This window comes from Paenibacillus sp. MZ03-122A (genome assembly GCF_024213325.1).
GTDB lineage: Bacteria > Bacillota > Bacilli > Paenibacillales > Paenibacillaceae > Paenibacillus > Paenibacillus polymyxa_B.
This window is the reverse complement of the sequence record NZ_JANAVI010000003.1, coordinates 400,039-418,913: the sequence shown is the minus strand read 5'-3', so window position 1 is coordinate 418,913 and position 18,875 is coordinate 400,039. Positions and strand designations below refer to the sequence as shown.

The 18,875-nt window shown below is 44.6% G+C and carries 18 protein-coding genes and 1 riboswitch; of the genes, 3 read left to right on the top strand and 15 right to left on the bottom strand.

Going from position 1 to position 18,875, the window contains the following annotated elements; genetic code table 11:
• Positions 1-339 precede the first annotated feature (339 nt).
• The 7 genes from NLX74_RS09150 to pdhA form a co-directional block, all read right to left on the bottom strand.
• Entirely contained in the window at positions 340-1,827 is a 1,488-nt protein-coding gene (locus NLX74_RS09150) for a glutamate synthase subunit beta (protein ID WP_061831490.1), read from the bottom strand.
• Positions 1,828-2,063: 236 nt separating this feature from the next.
• Positions 2,064-2,552 (bottom strand): dihydrofolate reductase, encoded by a 489-nt coding sequence (locus tag NLX74_RS09145; protein WP_254328498.1) that lies wholly within the window; start codon positions 2,550-2,552, stop codon positions 2,064-2,066.
• A gap of 17 nt (positions 2,553-2,569) precedes the next feature.
• Positions 2,570-3,364, bottom strand: coding sequence for a thymidylate synthase (gene thyA / locus NLX74_RS09140; protein ID WP_013310507.1), 795 nt, complete (start codon positions 3,362-3,364; stop codon positions 2,570-2,572).
• Positions 3,365-3,618: 254 nt separating this feature from the next.
• Positions 3,619-5,040: a dihydrolipoyl dehydrogenase gene (gene lpdA, locus NLX74_RS09135; RefSeq protein WP_061831492.1), complete on the bottom strand. Its 1,422-nt coding sequence runs from the start codon at positions 5,038-5,040 to the stop codon at positions 3,619-3,621.
• Between the two features lie 3 nt (positions 5,041-5,043).
• On the bottom strand, positions 5,044-6,657 hold the full coding sequence (locus tag NLX74_RS09130) for a 2-oxo acid dehydrogenase subunit E2 (protein ID WP_367997026.1): 1,614 nt from the start codon (positions 6,655-6,657) through the stop codon (positions 5,044-5,046).
• A gap of 34 nt (positions 6,658-6,691) precedes the next feature.
• Entirely contained in the window at positions 6,692-7,672 is a 981-nt protein-coding gene (locus NLX74_RS09120) for an alpha-ketoacid dehydrogenase subunit beta (RefSeq protein WP_039271308.1), read from the bottom strand.
• A gap of 100 nt (positions 7,673-7,772) precedes the next feature.
• Positions 7,773-8,840, bottom strand: a complete 1,068-nt coding sequence (pdhA, locus tag NLX74_RS09115; protein WP_254328497.1) for a pyruvate dehydrogenase (acetyl-transferring) E1 component subunit alpha — start codon at positions 8,838-8,840, stop codon at positions 7,773-7,775.
• A gap of 255 nt (positions 8,841-9,095) precedes the next feature.
• Between pdhA and NLX74_RS09110 the strand changes: the two genes are divergently transcribed.
• On the top strand, positions 9,096-9,830 hold the full coding sequence (locus tag NLX74_RS09110) for an alpha/beta hydrolase (protein WP_254328496.1): 735 nt from the start codon (positions 9,096-9,098) through the stop codon (positions 9,828-9,830).
• Between the two features lie 139 nt (positions 9,831-9,969).
• Here NLX74_RS09110 and NLX74_RS09105 read toward each other — a convergent pair whose 3' ends face one another.
• Positions 9,970-10,434, bottom strand: a complete 465-nt coding sequence (locus NLX74_RS09105) for a low molecular weight protein-tyrosine-phosphatase (protein WP_254328495.1) — start codon at positions 10,432-10,434, stop codon at positions 9,970-9,972.
• A 149-nt stretch (positions 10,435-10,583) separates the two neighbouring features.
• On the opposite strand from NLX74_RS09105, the gene NLX74_RS09100 reads away from it, so the two are divergent.
• The gene (locus tag NLX74_RS09100) at positions 10,584-11,225 is read left to right on the top strand and encodes a thiamine diphosphokinase (RefSeq protein WP_103049145.1); all 642 of its coding nucleotides are present in this window, start codon (positions 10,584-10,586) and stop codon (positions 11,223-11,225) included.
• 280 nt (positions 11,226-11,505) lie between these two features.
• The gene (locus NLX74_RS09095; RefSeq protein WP_069011717.1) at positions 11,506-12,003 is read left to right on the top strand and encodes a C40 family peptidase; all 498 of its coding nucleotides are present in this window, start codon (positions 11,506-11,508) and stop codon (positions 12,001-12,003) included.
• A 65-nt stretch (positions 12,004-12,068) separates the two neighbouring features.
• Here NLX74_RS09095 and NLX74_RS09090 read toward each other — a convergent pair whose 3' ends face one another.
• The 7 genes from NLX74_RS09090 to NLX74_RS09060 form a co-directional block, all read right to left on the bottom strand.
• Entirely contained in the window at positions 12,069-12,761 is a 693-nt protein-coding gene (locus NLX74_RS09090; RefSeq protein WP_254328494.1) for a response regulator transcription factor, read from the bottom strand.
• 140 nt (positions 12,762-12,901) lie between these two features.
• Positions 12,902-13,963, bottom strand: coding sequence for a ThiF family adenylyltransferase (locus NLX74_RS09085; RefSeq protein ID WP_254328493.1), 1,062 nt, complete (start codon positions 13,961-13,963; stop codon positions 12,902-12,904).
• Entirely contained in the window at positions 13,960-14,727 is a 768-nt protein-coding gene (locus NLX74_RS09080; RefSeq protein ID WP_254328492.1) for a thiazole synthase, read from the bottom strand. The genes NLX74_RS09085 and NLX74_RS09080 overlap by 4 nt, the downstream gene beginning before the upstream one ends.
• A 2-nt stretch (positions 14,728-14,729) precedes the next feature.
• Complete coding sequence (thiS, locus tag NLX74_RS09075; RefSeq protein WP_061831499.1) at positions 14,730-14,933, bottom strand: sulfur carrier protein ThiS; 204 nt, start codon at positions 14,931-14,933, stop codon at positions 14,730-14,732.
• Positions 14,930-16,078 (bottom strand): glycine oxidase ThiO, encoded by a 1,149-nt coding sequence (thiO, locus tag NLX74_RS09070; protein ID WP_254328491.1) that lies wholly within the window; start codon positions 16,076-16,078, stop codon positions 14,930-14,932. The genes thiS and thiO overlap by 4 nt, the downstream gene beginning before the upstream one ends.
• Positions 16,079-16,142: 64 nt before the next feature.
• Entirely contained in the window at positions 16,143-16,736 is a 594-nt protein-coding gene (locus NLX74_RS09065; RefSeq protein WP_061831501.1) for a thiamine phosphate synthase, read from the bottom strand.
• Between the two features lie 263 nt (positions 16,737-16,999).
• Positions 17,000-17,108, bottom strand: a riboswitch (TPP riboswitch).
• Positions 17,109-17,201: 93 nt separating this feature from the next.
• On the bottom strand, positions 17,202-18,755 hold the full coding sequence (locus NLX74_RS09060; protein WP_023988981.1) for an ABC-F family ATP-binding cassette domain-containing protein: 1,554 nt from the start codon (positions 18,753-18,755) through the stop codon (positions 17,202-17,204).
• Positions 18,756-18,875 lie beyond the last annotated feature (120 nt).

The following is an 18,875-nucleotide window of genomic DNA, read 5'->3' as shown; positions in this document are numbered from 1 at the left end:
GTTCTCTCAGGTCATGATTTTATACAGTCAACGAAAGTTATGTATATGTTAATTTATATAACATAAAAATCAGCTTTTATCTAATTTTCTTGTGGAATAATCCTTTTTTCTATAAAAAAATCTACACTAAACACCCATTTTTATGTTATGATCAATTTAGATAAGAAATATATGGTGATACGATTGAATTTAAGTTATATTATATAACATATATTTCACAATGTTTCACAGCTCAATAATCATTTATTCATTTTTCGCTTCTGGCAGACTCAGCTTGAAATACAATAAAGCCCCATCCGAAGATGGAGCTTTGACTGATCCGTAACATGAAATTTATAATTACACCAAAACGGTAGCGCCCATGAGGTATTTATCAACTTCTCGTGCAGCTTCTCGACCTTCATTAATAGCCCACACGACAAGACTTTGTCCGCGACGCATATCACCTGCAGCAAAAACCTTATCCACATTAGTAACATATTTTCCATAACGTGCTTTAACGTTGGAACGACGGTCCGTCTCCAAACCAATTTGCTCTACAATCGTTTGCTCAGGACCATCAAATCCAATGGCAATAAGAGCAATTTGTGCAGGGAATACGCGCTCCGTACCTGGAATCGGTTGATAGATTTTGCGCCCTGTTTCATCAACAATCCGTTGAATTTGAATGGTGTGCAGCTCTTTCAGATTACCGTTCTCATCACCTACAAATTTGGTCGTCATGATGGAGAACTCACGTGGATCTTCTCCGAACAACGCCTTAGCTTCTTCCTGTGCATAATCGAGAGAATACACGTTTGGAAATTGCGGCCAAGGATTGGCAATCGGGTCACGCTCCATAGGCGCTTTGGTGTGTGTGCCAAATTGAGTGACACTCCGACATCCATGACGCAAAGAAGTAGCTACACAGTCCGAACCCGTATCACCGCCACCGATTACAATAACGTCCTTACCTTGGGAAGACAAATAGTTGCCATCTTCCAGATTGGAGTCCAAGTAACTTTTGATGGTACCATTCAGATAATCCATCGCATAATGAACACCCTTCAAATCGCTACCTTCAATGTTGAATTCTCTTGGCTTAGTAGAACCACCGCATAGGACAACAGCATCATATTCAGCAATCAACTGATCGGTAGGGATATCTTTGCCGATTTCCGTATTTGTGATGAATTGAATACCTTCAGCCTCCAGCAAATCCACACGCCGCTGAACAACCTTCTTATCCAATTTCATGGACGGTATGCCATACATCAATAATCCACCCACACGATCTGCACGCTCATACACAGTCACGCTGTGCCCTGCTTTGTTAAGCTGTGCAGCCGCAGCCAAACCTGCCGGACCCGAACCGACAACAGCCACTCGTTTGCCTGTACGCTTTTCTGGCGGATTAGGGACAACCCAGCCTTCCTCAAAACCCTTTTCGATAATAGCTTCCTCAATGGTTTTAATTGTAACAGACTGTCCGATCAGGCCGACTGTACACGAACCTTCACATGGCGCAGGACAGACACGACCTGTAAATTCCGGGAAGTTATTCGTTTTGTGCAGCCGCTCTAGCGCTTCCTTCCACAAACCACGATATACGAGATTGTTCCATTCCGGAATGAGATTATGAACCGGGCAGCCTAAAGTTGCTCCCATGATATCCATCCCCGTATGACAATAAGGGGTTCCGCAGTCCATACAACGCGCCCCTTGGGTACGCAGCTCTTCTTCAGACATATGCTTATGGAATTCTTCCCAATCCTTTATACGCTCTGCCGGGTCCCGGTCTGTAGGAAGCTGTCGTGTGTATTCCATAAATCCAGTTGGTGTAGACATGTTACGTTCCCCCATCTCTTCGCTTATGAACCCCGATCATCCATTCAGAATTTAAGTCAAATTCGAATTTGTCTGTTGTATTATGAAAGGGTCTGTTCTCGTTGAATTTGATTTATTGTATCACAATACAGCGTAAAAGTAATGAAAACTTATGCAACTTTTTGCATCAACACCAAAAGGATTTTTTATATGGTTTATTAATTTTTCAAATGAGTGGGGTCGGCTACAGTCTATTCTTATTCCGTTTTCTCGTAAACAACAAAACGGTACTCATATGGATTTCTGTCATCCTTGACACCCGGAGTCTCATTAACTATATTCCAACCGTTCCAATCCAGCTCGGGGAACGTTGTATCGCCTTCAAAAGTCTCCTCAATCCGAGTCACAATCAGCCGATCGGCATGTGGCCAAAACAGTGCATAAATTTCTGCTCCTCCAATGACCATTAGCTCCTCCTGCTTTGCTAATTGGAGCCCTTCTTCCAGTGAATGAATCACTTCCGCACCTTCCGTCTGATAACACTGATCTCGAGTTAAGACGACGTTACGTCGGTTTGGCAGGCTTTTTCCTCCAAAGGATTCCCACGTCTTGCGCCCCATGAGTACCGTTTTATTAATCGTCTGCTCTTTGAAAAAGGCCATGTCTCTAGGGAGGCGCCAGGGAAGTTTGTTATCCCGGCCAATCACACCATTTTGTGCCATAGCCCATATCATTGAAATGCCCATTTTTCCACCTCCTCTAATCAGATGGCGACAGGCGCCTTAATCCCTGGATGATACTCGTAATTTTCAAAAGCAAAATCGTCATAGGTATAATCAAAAATCGAATCCGGTTTGCGCAGAATTTTTAACTGAGGCAACGGATAAGGATCACGTTCCAGCTGTGTATGCACTTGTTGCATATGATTTGAATAAATATGCACATCGCCACCTGACCAAATAAATTCGCCGGGCTCCAAACCACACTGCTGTGCAACCATATGCGTAAGCAATGCATAACTCGCGATATTGAACGGCAGCCCTAGAAAGGTATCCACAGAACGCATTGTTAGCATACAGGAAAGCTTTCCTCCAGCTACATAGAACTGAAATACAAAGTGACATGGCGGCAACTTCATGGATTCGATTTCTGCCACATTCCAAGCACTGACGATGTGTCGACGTGAGTCAGGATTGTTTTTAATAGCCTCTATGACATTCGCAATTTGATCAATATGTTGCCCGTCTGTTGTTTCCCACGAGCGCCATTGCGATCCATATACAGGCCCCAGATTCCCCTGCTCGTCCGCCCACTCATCCCAAATGGTAACTCCGTTCTCCTTGAGATAAGAAATGTTGGTATCTCCCCGCAAAAACCATAACAGCTCATGAATAACGGATTTCAAATGAACTCTTTTGGTGGTCACCAAGGGGAAGCCCTTGGCCAGATCAAAACGGAGTTGTCTTCCGAAAACAGATAGTGTACCCGTTCCTGTACGATCCTCTTTTTTTACTCCATTCTCTAAAATATCCTCCAGCAGTTCCAAATAGTTGCGCACGTTATTCCTCTCCTTTGAGCATGAATAAAAACCTGGCATCGCCAGATTCTAATCTTTAAAATTCTTTTTCTGCACCAATATCTATATTTAGTTTATCATGTACGGTGCTTCGTTGACCATGTACTGTGTGAATTTTCATAGTAGTCCTGAAAATCCTAAAGTTTGAAAAAAAAGAGACAAAGAGCGCAGATATAGCGCTCCTTGCCTCTCTTTGTCATGTATGAAAACCAAAAACGAGATAATGAAAAATGGTATTAGCGACGTGGTGCCAATGCATGGATTGGATGACCCAGCACGACTTCCGCTGCTTCCATAACGATTTCGCCCAATGTAGGGTGAGCATGAATAGTCAAGGAGATATCTTCGAGTGTAGCACCCATTTCAATCGCCAGACCCAGCTCAGCAATAAGGTTGGAAGCTTCCAGACCTACGATTTGCGTACCCAGTACCAGACCTGTGTCAGCGTCAGCTACGATTTTCACAAAACCTTCAGCAGCGTTCAGGGAAACCGCACGACCGTTTGCTCCATAAGAGAACTTGCCAACTTTGACATTGTAGCCTTTTTCTTTGGCTTCTGTCTCTGTGTAGCCTACGCTGGAGCATTCTGGATCTGTGAAAACGACAGCTGGCATACATTTGTAATCTACTACAGACGGCTCGCCTGCGATTGCTTCAGCAGCCACTTTACCTTCGTAAGAAGCTTTGTGTGCCAGAGCAAGACCAGCTACGATATCGCCGATTGCAAAGATGTGAGGAATGCTAGTACGTCCTTGGTGATCAACTTTCACCATTCCGCGCTCATCCAGTTCTACGCCGATCAGATCCAGACCCAGTTCACCGTCTGTGTTTGGACGACGTCCAACAGTTACAAGCAGATAATCAGCAGTTACTTCTTTACTTTCGCCGTTAACGGAGAATTTCACCGTTACGTCTTTATCTGTTTGCTCTGCACTTTCCGCTTTAGCGCCAGTGAAGATTTCGATGCCAGTTTTCTTCATGCTTTTCGCAACGATCGAAGTCATATCTTTGTCGAAACCAGGAAGCACTGTATCCATACCTTCAATGATCGTTACTTTGGAACCGAATTTGGAGTACATTTGTCCAAGCTCTGCACCAATGTATCCACCACCGATTACGATCAGGCTTTTTGGAATTTCAGGCAGGTTCAATGCTTCTGTAGAAGACAGAATGCGTCCGCCAAATGGGAATGGTTTCAGTTCGATTGGACGGGAACCTGTTGCGATAATTGCATTTTTAAAACGGTAACGTGGTGATTCATGTTCGTTGAATACACGCGCTTCGTTTTCGTTGATGAACATGCACTCGCCATTGAAGACTTCAACTTTGTTGCCTTTGAGCAAGCCGCTTACGCCGCCTGTCATTTTTTTAACAACACCGTTTTTGAATTCTTGTGTTTTAGCAAAGTCTACTTTTACATTTTCAGCCGTAATACCGAAGGACTCGCCATGTTTAGCTGCTTCGTATTGATGAGCTGCAGAGATCAAAGCTTTGGATGGAATACATCCACGGTTCAGACAGACACCGCCCAGCTCAGATTTGTCAACGATCAATACGCTTTGTCCCAATTGTGCGGCACGGATGGCAGCTACATAGCCGCCAGGACCCGCACCGATAACCAATGTGTCAATATCCAGAGAAGCGTCTCCTACTACCATTGATTACACCTCCATAACAAGCAACTCAGGGTTAGCGAGCAGCTGTTTGATATAGTTCATGAAGTTTTGAGCAGTTGCACCGTCAATAATACGGTGGTCAAAGCTCAAGGAAAGAGCCATTACTGGAGCGGCTACAATTTCACCGTTTTTCACGACTGCTTTTTCACTGATGCGGCCAGTACCCAAAATCGCAACTTCAGGGAAGTTAATGATTGGAGTAAAGAACATACCGCCTGCAGAACCGATGTTAGTGATGGAAATTGTACTTCCTCTCATTTCGTTCGCAGCCAATTTTCCATCACGACCGCGCACAGCCAGATCACGAATGGAATCAGCAATCATCCAGATACTCTTACGATCAGCATCTTTGATAACAGGAACGATCAAGCCGTTGTCTGTATCTGTAGCGATACCGATGTTGTAGTATTTTTTGTAGACAATTTCGTTTGCTTCTTCGTCGATTGTGGCATTCAGAGCCGGGAATTGACGGGAAGCAGCAACCAAAGCTTTTACGATGAATGGCAGGTATGTTACTTTTGTGCCTTTCTTCTCAGCAATTGGTTTGATACGAGTACGGAAAGCAACCAGTTCAGTTACATCTACTTCATCCATAATCGTAACGTGCGGAGCCGTATAAGCCGATTTAACCATAGCATTGGAAATAGCCTTGCGGATACCTTTAAATGGTACGCGCTCTTCCTCAGCACGTGGATCTGCTGCTGGTGCGGATGCTGCCGCAGCTTTCGCTTCTTTCTTAGCAGGCTCTTGTGCTTTTGCAGCTTCTTTCGTTACTGGTGCAGCCGCTTGGCCTCCACCATTTTTGAAAGCTTCTACATCTTCTTTGGTGATTTTTCCATTTTTGCCGGAGCCACTCACTTGAGCGATGTTTACACCTTGCTCACGAGCAAATTTGCGGACGCTAGGTGTAGCTAGTACATCTTTGTTAGAAGCAGCAGGAGTTGCAGCTGGTTTAGTGTTAGCTCCGCCTTGTGCAGCATCCTGTTCTTGTTTAGCAGCAGCTGGTGCTTCTTCTTGTTCAGGAAGTTCACCCTCTGCAGCGATTACAGCTACGACTTGACCTACGTTAAAGATGTCGCCGTCTTTGGCAAATACCTCTTGTACTGTGCCATTGACCGGACAAGGAACTTCAACTACAGCCTTATCGTTTTGTACTTCCATGATGATATCTTCATCTGTTACTTTGTCGCCGGCCTTGATGTGCATCTTGATGATTTCGCCTTCGTGAAGACCTTCACCCAGCTCTGGGAATTTATATTCAAATCTAGCTGTACCTGCGGCTCCGCTTTGTGCAGCAGCACTTGGCTCAGGGCTAGCAGCTGGTGCTTCTGGTGCTTCTTCTTGTTCAGGAAGTTCACCTTCTGCATCAATTACAGCTACGACTTGACCTACGTTAAAGATGTCACCGTCTTTGGCAAATACTTCTTGTACTGTACCATTAACCGGACAAGGAACTTCAACTACAGCCTTATCGTTTTGTACTTCCATGATGATATCTTCATCTGTTACTTTGTCGCCGGGCTTGATGTGCATCTTGATGATTTCGCCTTCGTGAAGACCTTCACCTAGCTCCGGGAATTTATATTCAAATTTAGCCACGTTTAAAACCTCCCAAATTTACGGTGTGCTTTAATTAAAATTCCAATACTTTATTAACCGCATCAATGATACGTGTTGGCGTTGGCAACCAAGTATCTTCAATTTGAGCAAAAGGATAAACGGTATCCGGGCCTGCTACACGCAGAACAGGTGCTTCCAGATGCAGGATTGCTTTTTCGTTAATTTGTGCAATAACTTCAGCAGCTACACCGGAGCTCTTTTGCGCTTCTTGAACCACGATAGCACGGTTGGTTTTTTGAATAGAAGCAACAACGGTATCAATGTCAATCGGGCTAATGGTACGCAAATCAATGATTTCCACTTTGATACCTTTTGTTTTTTCCAGCTCATCAGCAGCTTTAACCGAAGTGTGCACCATCATACCGTAAGTAATGATCGTCACATCGGAACCTTCACGAACTACGTTAGCTTTGCCCAGTTCAACTGTGTAATCATTCTCAGGAACTTCAGCGCGGAATGCATGATACAAGTTCAAATGCTCCATGAAAAATACTGGATCATTATCGCGAATAGACGCGATCATAAGACCTTTTGCATCGTAAGGGTTGGAAGGAACAACAACCTTGATACCAGGTGTTTGAGCCAGAAGACCTTCCAAGGAATCTGTATGCAGCTCGGCTGCCTTAACACCGCCACCAAAAGGTGTACGGAATACGATTGGAGAATTGTAACGTCCACCGGAACGGTAGCGCATACGGGATGCTTGAATTGCCATTTGATCGAGTGCTTCAAAGATAAAGCCTACGAACTGGATTTCAGCTACAGGGCGGAAGCCTTGGATACCCAGACCCACAGCAAGACCCCCGATTGCGGATTCCGCCAGCGGAGTATCGAATACACGTTCTTCGCCAAATTCTTTTTGCAGACCTTCTGTAGCGCGGAATACGCCACCTACATGACCTACGTCTTCACCGAAAAGCAGGACGTTAGGGTCGCGTTTCAACTCTACGCGCAGTGCGTCACGAATCGCTTCTTTCATGTTCATTTGTGCCATTTGCTTCATTTCCTCCTTAAACATTGACAGATCAATTTCAGTTCAGGTCAATCGAAAAGCAGACCGGATCGGGTTACCGCCCGGTCTCTTTCAAGTTCAATTATTTAAAATCAGCTTTTTGTTCTTCCAAGTGCTTAGGCGTTGTTTCGAACATGCTATCGATCAGGCCAGAAATTGTCATTTTCTCTGTTTTCTCGGCTTTTTTGATCTCTTCGTTCACTTTTGCCTTAGCTTCTTCTTTTACGCGAGCTGTATCTTCTTCAGTCCAAAGGCCTTTTTTCTCAAGGTATTTAGCAAAGCGGGCAATTGGATCTTTCGCATTCCATTCGCCTTCTTCTTCTTTAGAACGATATTTTGTTGCATCATCAGAAAGGGAATGCGGACGGAAACGGTACGTTACGGCTTCAATCAAAGTAGCACCTTCACCATTACGTCCACGCTCTGCAGCTTCTTGAACGGCTTTAATAACTGCAAGCACGTCCATGCCATCAATTTTCACGCCTTTAATACCAGCAGCTACTGCTTTATGAGCGATCGAAAGAGCAGCCGTTTGTTTTGAAAATGGAGTCGTGATCGCGTAACCATTGTTTTGCACAAAGAAAATAACTGGCAACTTGTATACACCAGCATAGTTCAGGCCTTCGTAGAAATCACCTTCGGAAGAACCGCCGTCACCTGTATATGTAATGGCGACTTGTTTTTGCTTTTTCAGTTTGTAACCCATAGCAATACCCATAGCATGCAAAATTTGCGCGCCAATGATGATTTGCGGCATCAGTACATTAACACCGTCCGGCACTTGGCCGCCGTGTTGATGACCACGGGAATACAAGAAAGCTTGGTATAATGGCAGGCCATGCCAAACGATTTGCGGAATATCGCGGTAGCCTGGAGCAATAAAGTCTTCTTTTTGGAGCGCATATTCGCTACCAATCATGGTTGCTTCTTGTCCGGATACCGGAGCGTAGAAACCGAGACGTCCTTGACGACCTAAGTTAACGGCACGGTCATCCCAAGTACGTGTAAATACCATTCGATACATAATTTCTTTCAATTGATCATCTGTAAGTTTAGGCAACATATCTTTATTGATAATTTCACCATCCGGAGAAAGTACGGACAGCGCCTCAACTTCCTCTGTGTAAACTTCATAAGGAACCTTGCTCATTTTCTTCACCTCAACAAAAAAATTTGAATATCAAGTTCCGCTGTTATAGGATTATTATACACCTGTTATATCGCTCGCGTCAAAGATTTAGTTATTTTTTTTGAGTTTACCACATTTTTGTGTATGTAACAGGGCATGTTTTTTACTATAACAGCTTAGTACATGATTGAAATTTTAAACATCTATTGCAATCAGGGTAATCTTAACTTATTGTGATCCCGAATGCAAAATAATACCCAAGAAAGGTGACGAAAAATGACGGATTCTCGGTATTTAAAACGAACCATCCTTAAAGACGAAGTAAATAGCCGCTTTCTTAGCGAGATCAGAACTCTCCGGATATATTTGCCGCCCGGCTATAATGAAATATTGAGCTACCCGGTCGTATACTGTCAGGACGGAGAAGAATTTTTCAATTTTGGCCGCATTGCAACTCACGCCAACCGCCTCATTCTAGATGAGGGCGTCGAACCCTTCATTATTGTAGGTGTGGAAGTGAATACCAAAATCAGAACTCAGGAGTACGCTCCCTTTGGCAATCGTTTTGAGGCGTATACCACCTGTTTTGCAGAAGAGATTATTCCCTATGTGGAGCAAAAGTATCCTATAAGAAAAGATGCAGCGTCCCGCATTTTGGCGGGGGATTCACTGGGAGGCAGTGTGTCTCTGCATTTGGCTTTGATGTATCCTCAGCTGTTCAACCGCATTATCAGCCTCTCAGGTGCTTACTATGAAGCTTCGCAGGAAATCATCGCCCGTGAGAAAGATCTTTCTCATTTGCGGGTCTGGATGACGGTTGGCCTTCAGGAAGATGCATTTGAGAGTGATACTGGCATTTACAACTTTGTAGAACTTAACCGTCAATGTGCAGATTTGCTGCGCGAACGGAACGCTGAAGTTTCTTACCGTGAAAAGGATGGCAAACATTTGTGGGGCTTTTGGCAAAACGAGTTGCCTGACGCGCTAATGTATTTTTTGGATCGCGCCTGAGTAAAAATTCTTCTATAGGGAATGGAGCATTGACCTACTAGGTCATTAAGCTCCTTCCTCATTTTTTAGTGCATTTTGATTGCGCTTTCAAAAAAGTATAACGAAAAACGGCAATTATCGCCGTCATCTGTCGTTCACATTATAGCTTTTCTTCTACGATCTTGTCCAGCAAGGCGTCGCAGCCTGCGTCCATTAATCGATAGGTCTCTTCAAAATTTCCTGTAAAATATGGATCGGGTACTTCTCTTAATTTTTCTTGAGGAAGCAAATCCATAAATTTTAGAATATCAGCCTCCGCTCCACCTGCAATCTTTCGCATGTTTTGTTCATTAGAGTCATCCATGCACACAATATAATCAAACGCATCAAAATCACGGCCCGTTATTTGCCGCGCCTGTATGCCTTGTTCACTGATTCCATGCAGTTTAAGTTGCTTTAATGTTCCCTCATGCGGGGGATTTCCGATGTGCCAGTCGCCTGTCCCGGCCGAGTCCACCCCGATTTCTGCTCCCAATCCCCGTTCCTGCGCTTTATGCCTCAGTATTGCCTCCCCCATCGGAGAGCGGCAAATATTGCCCAAACACACAAACAAAACGTTAATCATTTCGTTCTCCTCCTATTTACACGTTACACTTCCTTTTTTTCTGTTTCATTGTAGCCATGTCCTCCAAAATTGTGCAAGCCATATTTAACGCGGTATACTTAAAAACGATGGTATATATAGGATCGTATCAGAAAGAAAGGATGTTGATTATGACAAAAAAACGAGCGATTGTATTTTCAGGCGGTCGTCTTAATGAAGAAGATTTACATCAAATACAACCCGATGATTTTATTATAGGTGCAGATAAAGGTGCTCTTTTCCTGATCGAGCACGGTATTACACCACATATCTCTGTAGGAGATTTTGATTCGATCACACCAGAGGAAAAAGAAAAGGTAGAATCAGCAAGCCAACGTATGATTGCGTGCGATCCAGTACTTAAAGACTTAACAGATACCGAGCTTGCTTTGGAAATCGCTATGGACGAACAGGCAGATCATGTACTGCTACTTGGTGTGACTGGCACCCGGATGGACCACACATTGGCTAATGTTCAAATATTGGTACGTGCAATGCAGCATCATATTAGTTGCGCTATTATGGACGCACATAATTATATTGAGCTCACCGGATCAACGCTTGAGATCCAGCCTATGGGTTATACATATACATCGCTGCTTCCTATGACTGCCGAAGTAACAGGCATACAACTGGAAGGATTTATGTATCCGCTACATAATGCCACCCTCAAAATGGGACAATCACGTGCTGTCAGTAATAAGCTAACGGCTCCAAAAGGTACGATTTCCATCAAAAGCGGTCTTCTACTCGTTATTCAAAGCAAGGATTAATTATGACATTGTTGTAACCATTGTTTAAATTGTTTTTTCACTCAAAACCTTTGATTAATAAGGGTTTTTCCGTTTGTAGAGATCTATGAATCGATATATTTTTAACAAATTGTAATTTTTAATTGTTTTTTAATAATCACTGTGTAAGTCTTGTCCCTCAAGCATTTGAGAGTTCTTTTCCAACTATTAGGCGGCTTCAAAACTGTTATACTCAACGCTGTCAGTTAGTTAGCAACTCAGCAAAATATTGCACAAATCAATTTCTGGAGGTACTTACAACATGAATATGCAGAAAATCATAAAAAAGGTAATTATCGCAGGGGTCGCAGCCACGATCGGCTTTGGTACTTTTGCAATTGAGGGAACAAATACGGCACAGGCTGCCACTACTACTTCTGTTGGCCAAAAAGTAATTAACTACGGCGAAAAATATATGGGCACACCCTATAAGTTTGGAGCTTCCACAAGCACGACGCGCAATTTTGACTGTTCTTCTTTCATGAAGCACATATTCAAGAAATACGGAGTGAATTTGCCGCGTACTTCTGTTCAACAGTCCAAAGTTGGACATGCCGTATCCAAGTCCAATTTGAAAAAAGGGGACTTAGTGTTCTTTTCAAGCGGTAGCCGTGCCACGGGTCGCAACATTACCCACGTAGCAGTCTATATGGGCGGGGGTAAAATTCTACACACTTACGGCGGACCTGGCGTGACTATCTCCGATTTGAACTCTGGCAACTGGAAAAGAACATACATTAAAGCACGCCGCGTGCTGTAGTTTGAAACTCATTATGAAATATGCGAGCCGGGACGAAAGTTCCGGTTTTTTTTATATGCCTTATGCTATTCTGATACGGTTGGTGTTCTGAGTGAATAGCCAATTCCTCGTTCCGTACGGATCATTTTAAACTTATATCCTTTATCTACTTTAACCCTCAAATGTCTGATATAGACGTCTACTACGTTCGTATCAACGATATAATCATGTTTCCAAACATCCTTCAGAATTTGCTGTCTGCTACAAACTTGGTTAAGATGTATCGCCAGGTGAAGCAAAAGATCAAATTCTTTCGGAGTTAATTCCAGCTTTTGCCCCCCTCTGCTCACCATTCTGCTTGCATTGTCTATATGTAAATCACCCGCCTCGATTGCCCTTTTCACATCACGTTCAATACCAAAAATCCGCAATAAATTAGCCACCCTAGCCTGAAAAACTCTAGGATAAAAGGGCAGGACGATCACATCATGTGCTCCTTGTTCAAAGCAGGAAACAATATGGTCCTCCTCATCTGATGAAGTCATTGCAAATAGCGGGACATGAGGATGGTATTGCTGCAATGTGCGAAGCAAACCATGTGAATCCGTCGGTTCATCTTCTATATTGAGCAGTAGCAAATCCACAGGATTATGGGCTACATAAGAGCTTGCATCTGTCGTATTGCTAACATGAACCACCTGATAACCTGCCTGCTCCAATGGATGAACAAATACGGGAGACGCTTCATTTACATCCACAAGTAAAATTAACGGGCTCATCTTTTCACCCACCTGGTTTGGACATAGCATTACATATTGGATACGAACAAGTTTGTTATAAGCCATTAAAGCATATTAATATTATTGTAACAAAAAAGCAGAAAATCATTCTCCAAAGAATGGCTTTCTGCTTTTATAGTTTAACCCAAATAGCGATGATACAGACTTCTTGCTTTTGCCACGTCCTTTGTCCCATGAATCAACGCTCTGCCATCTGCAAAAACAACCAAGCGATGCTCGCTTGTACTAAAGGAAACCAAAAACGGATTCCGCTCTACTTTTCCTTCTCCCAAAGAAGCAAATCTATCTGCTGTTTCTGCAAGATTCAGATGTGTTGGGTTTGCTGGTCTAATTTGAACGGTATCCCTACCGCACAAAACATCTGTCTTCTGCCGATGAGAGGCCGACAAATAGGGATACGTCGGTTGGCTGCCGCAAGAAGGACAGTTCTCCTTTTTAACGCTATCTACCGCTATTGCTACATACTCATTTTTCCACAAATCAAACGAAAGCAGCTTTCCTCTCAAATCTTCCGGATATCCACCAAGAAGTTTGAAAGCTTCCGTAGTTTGGTTAGCCGTGACCATCTGTACGGCCTGCGGAATAATCCCGGCGGTATCACAGGTTTCTCCACCAAACGGTACAGTTTCCAGCAGACAGTGAAGACAAGGCGTTTGACCCGGTAAGATGGTATAGGTTACACCATAGCTGCCCACACATCCCCCATAAATCCAAGGTATCCGATGCTTGAGTGCCATGTCGTTCATAAGAAGTCGGGTATCGAAATTATCGGTTGCATCCATCATGAGATCTACCCCCAAGATCAACTCTTCCAGTTCTTCCACCCCAACATCCAGTACATGTGCATGTATAACCGTTTCCGAATTAATATCCTTTAATCTTCGCTGAGCAGCTACTGCTTTGGGATATCTTTGCGCAGCATCACTTTCCTGAAAAAGCTGCTGGCGCTGCAAATTGCTCCATTCCACATAATCCCGGTCTACGAGGCTCACTGTACCTACGCCCCCGCGAACGAGCGTTTCCGCAATACCTGTACCTAACGCTCCGACACCTATGATTAGTACGTGGGAAGAAGCAAGCCGGCGTTGTCCCGTCGGTCCAAAGGGCGCGAATCTTTCCTGTCTGGAATAACGGTCACTTGGATGTGTTTCTCCTGCATCGGATTTGTCAGTTACCTTCATGCCTGAACCATACCTTCTGTCGGACTGCTTGCTGAAGCGTAACGTTTTACAGGAATCATCCCCGCCTCAAAACCATATCTTCCAGCACGAACAGCCAGTTTCATGGCCTCGGCCATTTTTACTGGGTCCTTCGCTCCTGATACGGCTGTGTTCAACAAAACAGCATCTGCCCCTAACTGCATCGCCATTGCCGCGTCACCGGGTGAGCGAATACCCGCATCGACAATAACCGGAACCTCCGCCTGTTCAATAATTAGCCCTAATGAAAACGGATTGAGCAAACCATGTCCTGTACCAATCGGTGAAGCTCCAGGCATAACGGCGTGTACTCCAAGCTCTTGTAGCCTCTTTGCTAGAATCACATCGTCCGATATGTAGGGCAGCACGATAAAGCCTTCTTCTAACAGCTTATCACTAGCTTTCAACGTTTCAAAAGGGTCAGGGAGCAGTGTCTTGCTATCCCCAATGACTTCCACCTTAATCATATCGCACAGGCCGGAGGCTTTTGCCAATTGGGCAATACGAATCGCCTCCTCTGCTGTTGTAGCCCCTGCTGTGTTGGGAAGAAGTGTATACCGGCTCAAATCCAGCATATCGAGAAAATGCTGCTTATCCCGTTCCTCCAAGTTCAATCTCCGTACAGCAAACGTCAATATTTCCGTCTCAGCAGCCTCTACGGCTTGGGATTGGATATCCAGATCAGAGAATTTTCCTGTTCCCAACAACAACCTCGAGGTAAAAGATGCTTTTCCAATGGTTAACATAATCAACCGCCTCCCACAAAATGTACAATTTCTAGGCAATCTCCATCCTTCAGTACCGCTTCATCATGATCTTCACGGCTCAATATATGCCGATTCAGCTCCACCACTACGGTTTTCACCTTTACATCAAGCTCATGTAGCAATTGATTCACATGAGTGATTCGATTAGAAAAGGTCATGCTCTGGCCGTTAATCGTCAGCTTCATAAGCTTTTCTCCTTGAGGAGCTCCGAAGAAAAACTACTTATCCCAAGTTCTGCTGCACCAGCTCCATTAAGCATAGCTGCCATCGCACGCCCGGTAGCATCACTCAGCAGGACACCGTTGCGATAATGCCCAACCGCAGCAAATACGCCCTCGACCCCAGGAACAGTACCTATAAAAGGATGGCCTGATGCAGCCTGCGGACGTAAGCCCGCCCAAGCGCGTATAAAAGAAGCTTCACGGACGCACGGCAGCCAGGCAGAGGCACGTGCCAGCAACCCCTCCAAGCCTCCTACGGTCACTTCTTCGTCATATTGATGCGGAAGGCTCGTTGCCCCAATCCAAAGCTCGTTATTCTGTTTAGGCACGAGGTAAATATCATCAGCATAAATGGTGTATTCTAATGGGTGATCCTTCAAGGAGACCGCTACCGCTTCGCCCTTGACCGAATAAAGTGGATATTCAAATCCAACCTGCGCCAGTAATTTCATGCTATCCAAGCCTCCAGCAATAATGACCTGATCGCAGGAAAAAAAGCCGCTATCTGTTCGGACACCGCAAACTCGACCATCCTGTATGACCAGTTGCTCTGCCCGTGTACCAGACCATACCGTTGCTCCCAGCACCGTAGCAGCACCTGCATAAGCACGACAAAGCTGGACAGGAGCCACTTGTGTCTCCTTTGAACGATATATTGCTCCGATCGCTTGTTCATCCAAACCTGGAATTCGTCGGGCCAATTCCCTCGCATCCCACCAGATAGGACAATCATCCTCTCGCGTTTTAGCAGCTTTCCAGCGTTTTTGGCCTTCAGTTTCCGTACGGAAAGGGGTCACAAATCCTTCTGTACGGAATTCCACCGAAATACCCGACAAACGCTCCAGATCACAGACAAGCTCAGGGAATGCATCTCGACTTCTGCGAGCAAATCGTGCTAGCTCAGAGTCGGTGAACTCTTCACTTTCCGCTGCCAGCATTCCAACCGCTGCTCCTGAGGCTCCCTCACCCGGGATCAATCGTTCCAGCATGATCGTACTTCTTCCCTCCTTGGCCACATGATAAGCAATGGAACTGCCGATGACACCTCCACCTATGACCAAGCATTCAGCATGTCCTATCGCTCTTGCCTCTGTGTGTATCTTTAGCATTTGTTCCGTGTCTCCTCTCCATAAACCATTCTGCTTTCAGCTTGCCTCTACTCTCGTTTTCTCGCTACAAGCTGTGAACTACAAGATCTGCCATTCGCCTATATTCCATCGCAGCTGCAACGGGCGACTCAGCCTCCCATATACCAGACATCACCGCAATTCCGCTTGCTCCGGCCATATAAAGCTCAGGGATATGGTGCGGTTGTATGCCGCCCAGCGCGATCACCGGAATGTTCGACAGCCTGCAAATATGTTCAAGCTGAGCTAAACCCCGCGGTACAATACCGGGCTTACAATGGGTCTCATATACGTGACCATAAAGTACATAGTCTGCTCCTGCCTGCTCGGCAGTCTGCGCCTCCTCCAAGGAATGCACAGACACTCCACAGCGTGTACTCTTTGAAAGTAGGCTTTTCACATCCACAACAGGTAATCCATTAGCTGGTAGCTGGACGGTTCCAACCAAAGTAAGTAAAGCTACATCCACACGATCATTTACTACAATTTGTTGCAAAGGAACTTCCTGCTCCACCATGCTGCGAGTCAAAGAAAGCAATGCAGAGGCACCATTCTGTTTTAAACGTGCGTGTACATAATGAACATACGGACAAATCATAGCAGCCACTCGGGCGGCTTGTGCAAAAGTGCCCTTTTCCATCGAAATTGCGTGTAATTCGATTTTGTCTTCACCTCACATTGGATTAAAGGATCTAAGCTTAGCAGCCACGTCTACCAGCAGTAATGAAAGGGGATTGTATGTGAATCCGTCTACGGAAGCTCGAACAACTTAAAATGAACGAAACGCAAAAAAACCACTTCCCCAAGGAAGTGGTTTAACGAACGTCCAATAATCGAACGGACCATGATATCCGTATACGTGTATCGTCCCACGCACAAACAAAATAAGATGGTGTTGCCTTGTTTGTACGGCGCTCACTTCCCTACGCTGGCATAACCCAGATCAGGTGCAAAGGGTCCGAAATCCATTTATTCCGTCTCAGCCGCATGGGCGGCTCCCCTAGTGTGACTATTTTATTGTATAAGCTAAAGATAGCTTAGCATATTTTCCTAATTCTGCAAACCCCACTTCGTGTGAAATATGCAGAACTGGATTTAACTGATTTTAGTTAACTTTACTTGACCACTCTTCCACATTCCACGTTTTGGTTACCCAATCCTCGTAAAAGTCCGGTTCGTGAGATACAAGCAATACCGTCCCTTTGTATTCCTTCAAGGCACGTTTCAGCTCATCCTTTGCTTTAACATCCAAGTGGTTGGTAGGCTCATCGAACAATACCCAGTTGCTTTCACGCATTAACAGTTTGCAAAGACGGACTTTAGCCTGTTCTCCACCACTAAGCGCAGATAGCGGACGTGTGATATGCTCATTTTTCAAACCGCAGCGCGCCAAATGCGCTCGTACTTCATGCTGGTTCAAATGCGGAAATTCATTCCACACATCGTCAATCGGTGTAATTTTCTCTGCCTTTACTTCCTGCTCAAAATAAGCGGGCTGCAAAAAATCACCTTGATAGGTTTTTCCACTGATTGGCGGAATTTTTCCCAATATGGTTTTGAGCAATGTCGATTTACCGACACCGTTGTAGCCGACAATTGCAATTTTTTCGCCACGTTCAATCGTCATGGACATCTTAGGCAAAAGGGCATGTGTATAACCAATCTCAAAATCAATACCCTCAAATACCGTCTTTCCGCTTGCACGTGCCTCTTTGAATTGAAAGGTTGGTTTTGCGGCTTCTTCAGGCTTATCAATACGTTCGATCCGATCAAGCTGCTTTTCACGGCTCTTTGCTCGGCCTGAGGTAGAAGCACGCGCTTTATTGCGCTGAATAAAATCTTCCTGTTTCTTTATAAAGTCCTGTTGCTTCTCATAAGCATCAATATGCTGAGCTTTGTTCAGATCCGCCATTTCAAGAAACTTTTCATAGTTAGCTGAATAACGGGTCATCTTGGCAAATTCAAGATGGTAAATAACATTAACGACCTGGTTCATAAACTCAGTATCATGTGAAATAAGGATAAAAGCATAGGGATAATCCTTCAAATAGCGCGTAAGCCATTCAATATGCTCTACATCCAAGTAGTTGGTAGGCTCATCCAGCAGCAGGACATTCGGCTTTTCCAACAGCAACTTAGCAAGAAGCACCTTTGTCCGTTGCCCGCCGCTAAGTGCAGATACATCCCGATCCAGTCCTATGGCCGACAGACCTAGTCCATTCGCCATTTCTTCAACCTTCACATCAATGAGGTAAAAATCCCCCATATCCAGTTGCTCCTGAATTTCACCCATCTGTTCCAGCAACACTTCCAACTCTTCAGGAGAAGCATCCCCCATTTTGTCAGTAATCTGCATCATTTCCTTTTCCAATTCCAACAAAGGAAGAAAAGCGTCTTTTAATACATCACGTACCGTTTTGCCCGGTGTCAGCTTGGTGTGCTGATCCAGATAACCGTAACGTACACGTGGAGTCCATTCCACTTTACCCTCATCCTTAAGCAATTTTCCAGTGAGAATGTTCATGAGTGTCGATTTACCAACACCGTTAGCTCCTACCAAACCTACACGTTCCCCCGCAAGCAATCGAAAGGAAACATTTTTAAATAATGCGCGGTCCCCAAAGTTGTGGGATACATTTTCTACAGTCAATAAACTCATAAGCTGTTTTTGGCTCCTTATTGTCATCGGCGCTGCCGACTGTTCTTATTTCATATGCATTTCGTTTCTTTCAAAGCTTTATTGTAGCACATTCTACAACCATATCGGAATATTGAAAAC